This is a genomic window from Gardnerella bretellae (assembly GCF_048545135.1).
Lineage (GTDB): Bacteria > Actinomycetota > Actinomycetes > Actinomycetales > Bifidobacteriaceae > Bifidobacterium > Bifidobacterium greenwoodii.
In genome coordinates this window covers 1-5,599 of the sequence record NZ_JBKQXU010000010.1, presented here as the reverse complement: position 1 = coordinate 5,599, position 5,599 = coordinate 1, and the positions used below count along the sequence as shown (strand labels likewise).

Sequence of the window (5,599 nt, the reverse complement as noted above, 5' to 3'; positions counted from 1 at the left end):
GGTTTGGTGTAAGTTTATCTCTTGCTGCTCAGCGCGGCTGGTTCTTCTCTTTGGGGTTGATTGAGCCGGCTGGTGTGGTGGTGGTTTGAGAACTCAAGAGCGTGTCTGTACTACTTATTAGTTAATTATTGCCAGTTCATTGCCTGCCTCACAGATTGTGGGGTGCCTGAGAGATGGTTAAATGGTGGTGAGGTTTTGTGGGATGTTCTTTCCTTAAAGAATGTCTCGTCTTTTTCTTATTTTTTGGAGCCTTTTGTTGGCTCTTCATTGAATTTTTTCGTGGAGGGTTCGATTCTGGCTCAGGATGAACGCTGGCGGCGTGCTTAACACATGCAAGTCGAACGGGATCTAGTCAGCTTGCTGACTGGTGAGAGTGGCGAACGGGTGAGTAATGCGTGACCAACCTGCCCCATGCTCCAGAATAGCTCTTGGAAACGGGTGGTAATGCTGGATGCTCCAACTTGACGCATGTCTTGTTGGGAAAGTGTTTAGTGGCATGGGATGGGGTCGCGTCCTATCAGCTTGTAGGCGGGGTAATGGCCCACCTAGGCTTCGACGGGTAGCCGGCCTGAGAGGGCGGACGGCCACATTGGGACTGAGATACGGCCCAGACTCCTACGGGAGGCAGCAGTGGGGAATATTGCGCAATGGGGGAAACCCTGACGCAGCGACGCCGCGTGCGGGATGAAGGCCTTCGGGTTGTAAACCGCTTTTGATTGGGAGCAAGCCTTTTGGGTGAGTGTACCTTTCGAATAAGCGCCGGCTAACTACGTGCCAGCAGCCGCGGTAATACGTAGGGCGCAAGCGTTATCCGGAATTATTGGGCGTAAAGAGCTTGTAGGCGGTTCGTCGCGTCTGGTGTGAAAGCCCATCGCTTAACGGTGGGTCTGCGCCGGGTACGGGCGGGCTAGAGTGCAGTAGGGGAGACTGGAATTCCCGGTGTAACGGTGGAATGTGTAGATATCGGGAAGAACACCAATGGCGAAGGCAGGTCTCTGGGCTGTTACTGACGCTGAGAAGCGAAAGCGTGGGGAGCGAACAGGATTAGATACCCTGGTAGTCCACGCCGTAAACGGTGGACGCTGGATGTGGGGCCCATTCCACGGGTTCCGTGTCGGAGCTAACGCGTTAAGCGTCCCGCCTGGGGAGTACGGCCGCAAGGCTAAAACTCAAAGAAATTGACGGGGGCCCGCACAAGCGGCGGAGCATGCGGATTAATTCGATGCAACGCGAAGAACCTTACCTGGGCTTGACATGTGCCTGTCGACTGCAGAGATGTGGTTTCCCTTCGGGGCAGGTTCACAGGTGGTGCATGGTCGTCGTCAGCTCGTGTCGTGAGATGTTGGGTTAAGTCCCGCAACGAGCGCAACCCTCGCCCTGTGTTGCCAGCGGGTTATGCCGGGAACTCACGGGGGACCGCCGGGGTTAACTCGGAGGAAGGTGGGGATGACGTCAGATCATCATGCCCCTTACGTCCAGGGCTTCACGCATGCTACAATGGCCGGTACAACGGGATGCGACATGGTGACATGGAGCGGATCCCTTAAAACCGGTCTCAGTTCGGATCGTAGTCTGCAACTCGACTACGTGAAGGCGGAGTCGCTAGTAATCGCGAATCAGCAACGTCGCGGTGAATGCGTTCCCGGGCCTTGTACACACCGCCCGTCAAGTCATGAAAGTGGGCAGCACCCGAAGCCGGTGGCCTAACCCTTTTGGGATGGAGCCGTCTAAGGTGAGGCTCGTGATTGGGACTAAGTCGTAACAAGGTAGCCGTACCGGAAGGTGCGGCTGGATCACCTCCTTTCTACGGAGTTTTTGTGCACGCTCGGATGAGTGTGGTTACTGGTGTGGAAAACAATAGTTAACGTTTTTGAATGAGTATGTTTGGGCATGCTTTTGGGTTCCCGGATTGCCACCCCCCTTTGTTTTGGGGTTGCGGTCCTTTGCGATCCTTGGATTTCAGGTTGATGCTTTTTGAGTGTTTGGCTTGGGTTCTTGGTGTTGTGGTGGTTTGAGAACTGGATAGTGGACGCGAGTGATTATGTGAGATTCTTTTTAGGGTTTCATGTTTTTGCTTTTACTGATTTTCGACCGGCTCCATTTTGGTGGAGTCGTCTTGATCGTTTTGTGATCGTTTAGTGTGATGATTTGTTGTCTAGAGAATTTTGCTGTTAGGTTTCTTACTGGTGTGTGTCACTGGTAAGGGCGTATGGTGGATGCCTTGGTAGACAGGACCGATGAAGGACGTGACGGGCTGCGATATGCCTCGGGGAGCTGCCGAGTGGGCTTTGATCCGAGGATTTCCGAATGGGGAGACCCGGCCACTGTTATGGGTGGTCACCACAGTTTTTGTGGGGGGTACGCAGGGAAGTGAAACATCTCAGTACCTGCAGGAAAGGATACTCCGTGAGTAGTGGCGAGCGAAAGCGGATCAGGCTAAACCGGGTGCGTGTGATAACCGTCAGGTGTTGCGCATTCGGGGTCGTGGGATTGGTTGTTCAGCCTCTGACGGGGTTGAGAAGAGTGATAAAATGTCGTGCTAGGTGAATGGGATTGAATTCCCAGCCGTAGAGGGTGATGGCCCCGTAGCTTGTCGTGCGATGTCTCTTTATGCTTATTCCCAAGTAGCGCGGGCCTCGTGGAATCCCGCGTGAATCTGCCCAGACCGTTGGGTAAGCCTAAGTATTCCTGTCTGACCGATAGTGTACTAGTACCGTGAGGGAAAGGTGAAAAGCACCCCGGGAGGGGAGTGAAATAGTTCCTGAAACCGTGCGCTTACAATCCGTCGGAGCCTTCTTGTGGGGTGACGGCGTGCCTATCGAAAAATGAGTCTGCGAGTCAGTGGTATGTGGCGAGGCTAACCCGGGTGGGGGAGCCGTAGCGAAAGCGAGTTTTAAAAGGCGTTTTAGTCGCATGTCCTGGACCCGAAGCGGGATGATCTAGCCCTGAGCAGGTTGAAGCGCGGGTAAGACCGTGTGGAGGACCGAACCCACCTAGGTTGAAAACTGGGGGGATGACTTGGGGTTAGGGGTGAAAGGCCAATCAAATTCCGTGATAGCTGGTTCTCTCCGAAATGCATTTAGGTGCAGCGTCGTGTTATTGCTTACAGGGGGTAGAGCTACTGGATGCTTGCGGGCCCATACCGGGTACCAATAGCAGCCAAACTCCGAATACCTGTTAGGTTTATCACGGCAGTGAGTCGGCGGGGGATAAGCTCCGTCGTCAAAAGGGAAACAGCCCTGATCGTCGTCTAAGGTCCCGAAGCGCGTGCTAAGTGGGAAAGGATGTGGAGTCGCATAGACAGCCAGGAGGTTGGCTCAGAAGCAGCCATCCTTGAAAGAGTGCGTAACAGCTCACTGGTCTAGTGGTTCCGCGCCGACAATGTAGCGGGGCTTAAGCACGCCACCGAAGACGCGGCTGCATGATTTATTTCATGCGGGGTAGGAGAGCGTCCTGTAAGGGGTGAAGCGGCCGTGTGAACGTGTCGTGGACTTTACAGGAGTGAGAATGCAGACATGAGTAGCGAGAGACGGGTGTGAATCCCGTCCGCTGGATGACTAAGGGTTCCGGGGCCACGTTCGTCGTCCCCGGGTGAGTCGAGTCCTAAGGCGAGGCCGACAGGCGTAGTCGAATGGATGAACGGGTTGATATTCCCGTACCGGTGTTACACCGTTCGAACTGAATCTGAGAGTACTAACCTTCATTTGCAAGCTGGCTTCCTTTCGGGGTTGTTGGCTTGTTTGTGTTGGGAGCGTATCGGTAGTAGGTTAGCGTGGGAGTGACGCGGGTAGGTAGCCGGCTGCGGAGGTGGTTTTCCGTGGCTAAGCGTGTGGGCTGTCCTCTAGGTAAATCCGGGGGATGTTAAAGCTGAGGCGTGATGGGTAGGCTGTAAGGCTGATTCCGGTGATCCTGCTTGCCAAGAAAAGCTTCAACGTGAGGTGTGATTCCGCTCGTACCCTAAACCGACACTGGTGGTCTGGTAGAGTATACCGAAGCGATCGGGCGAATCCTGGCCAAGGAACTCGGCAAATTACTCCCGTGCCTTCGGCATAAGGGAGACCCCTGATGGTGATATGGTTTTACACTGTTGAGCTGTTGGGGGTGGCACAAGCTAGGGGGTAGCGACTGTTTACCAAAAACACAGGAGCGTGCGAAGGCGTAAGCCGCTGTATACGCTCTGACGCCTGCCCGGTGCCGGAAGGTTAAGAGGATCCGTTAGCTTCGGTGAAGCGGTGAATTTAAGCCCCGGTAAACGGCGGTGGTAACTATAACCATCCTAAGGTAGCGAAATTCCTTGTCGGGTAAGTTCCGACCTGCACGAATGGCGTAACGACTTCCCCACTGTCTCGGCCAGGAGCCCGGCGAAATTGCAGTACGAGTAAAGATGCTCGTTAAGCGCAGAAGGACGAAAAGACCCCGGGACCTTTACTATACCTTGGTATTGTCGTTAGGTGTGGATCGTGTAGCATAGGCGGGAGGCTGTGAAGCGCGGGCGCTAGCTTGCGTGGAGTCGACAGGTGAAATACCGCTCTTTCCATATCTGGCGTCTAACCTCAGCACGTTATCCGTGTTAGGGACAGTGCCTGGCGGGTAGTTTAACTGGGGCGGTTGCCTCCTAAAGAGTAACGGAGGCGCTCAATGGTCCGCTCAGCCCGGTTGGCAATCGGGTGTTGAGTGTAATCGCACAAGCGGGCTTGACTGTGAGACTGACGGGTCGAGCAGGGACGAAAGTCGGAGATAGTGATCCGGTGCCGGCGTACGGACGTGGCATCGCTCAACGGATAAAAGGTACCCCGGGGATAACAGGCTGATCATTCCCAAGAGTCCATATCGACGGGATGGTTTGGCACCTCGATGTCGGCTCGTCGCATCCTGGGGCTGGAGCAGGTCCCAAGGGTTCGGCTGTTCGCCGATTAAAGCGGCACGCGAGCTGGGTTCAGAACGTCGTGAGACAGTTTGGTCTCTATCCTCTGCGCTCGTTGGAATGTTGAGGAGACCTGCCCATAGTACGAGAGGACCTGGGTGGACGAACCTCTGGTATGCCGGTCGTCACGCCAGTGGCGCCGCCGGTTAGCTACGTTCGGAAGGGATAACCGCTGAAAGCATCTAAGCGGGAAGCCTGCTCCAAGATAAGCATTCCTTGCACTTTAGTGTGTGAGCCCCCATGTAGAACACGTGGTTGATAGGCTGGACGTGGAAGCCCTGTAAGGGGTGGAGCTGACCAGTACTAACGGGCGATGGTGACATTCTTCCCTTCTGCTTTTAGGAGGGGGCTAGTTTGAAACTTGAGTATTATTTTCTAGCATCATGGAGTATTAAACGATTCGCTTAACGATTGGTTAGTAAAAGCTTTTACTACTCGCGTTCATGTCCGGTTCCCAAACCGCCACGTTGCCACTTACTGTTGGTGAGTGTATAATATAGTTTTGCGGTGGTCATGGCTCAGGTGAGACGCCCGGTCCCATTCCGAACCCGGAAGCTAAGGCCTGACACGGCGAGGGTACTGCACTCGATAGGGTGTGGGAGACTAGCACGCTGCCGCATTAATCTTCTAGCGGGGAACTTGATTGTTCCCCGCTTTTTTTATTCCCACACTACT

Annotated in this window: 3 rRNA genes; all 3 read left to right on the top strand. The window is 54.4% G+C overall.

The features are described from left to right. Positions 1 to 276 precede the first annotated feature (276 nt). The 3 genes from ACJV7B_RS06065 to rrf all read left to right on the top strand — a co-directional run bounded on the left by ACJV7B_RS06065 (position 277) and on the right by rrf (position 5,544). Positions 277 to 1,804: ribosomal RNA gene (locus ACJV7B_RS06065) — 16S ribosomal RNA — on the top strand. A 385-nt stretch (positions 1,805 to 2,189) separates the two neighbouring features. Further along, positions 2,190 to 5,250 (top strand): 23S ribosomal RNA (locus ACJV7B_RS06060). Between the two features lie 177 nt (positions 5,251 to 5,427). After that, a 5S ribosomal RNA gene (gene rrf, locus ACJV7B_RS06055) occupies positions 5,428 to 5,544 on the top strand. Together the 16S, 23S and 5S rRNA genes form the textbook arrangement of a ribosomal RNA operon. Positions 5,545 to 5,599 lie beyond the last annotated feature (55 nt).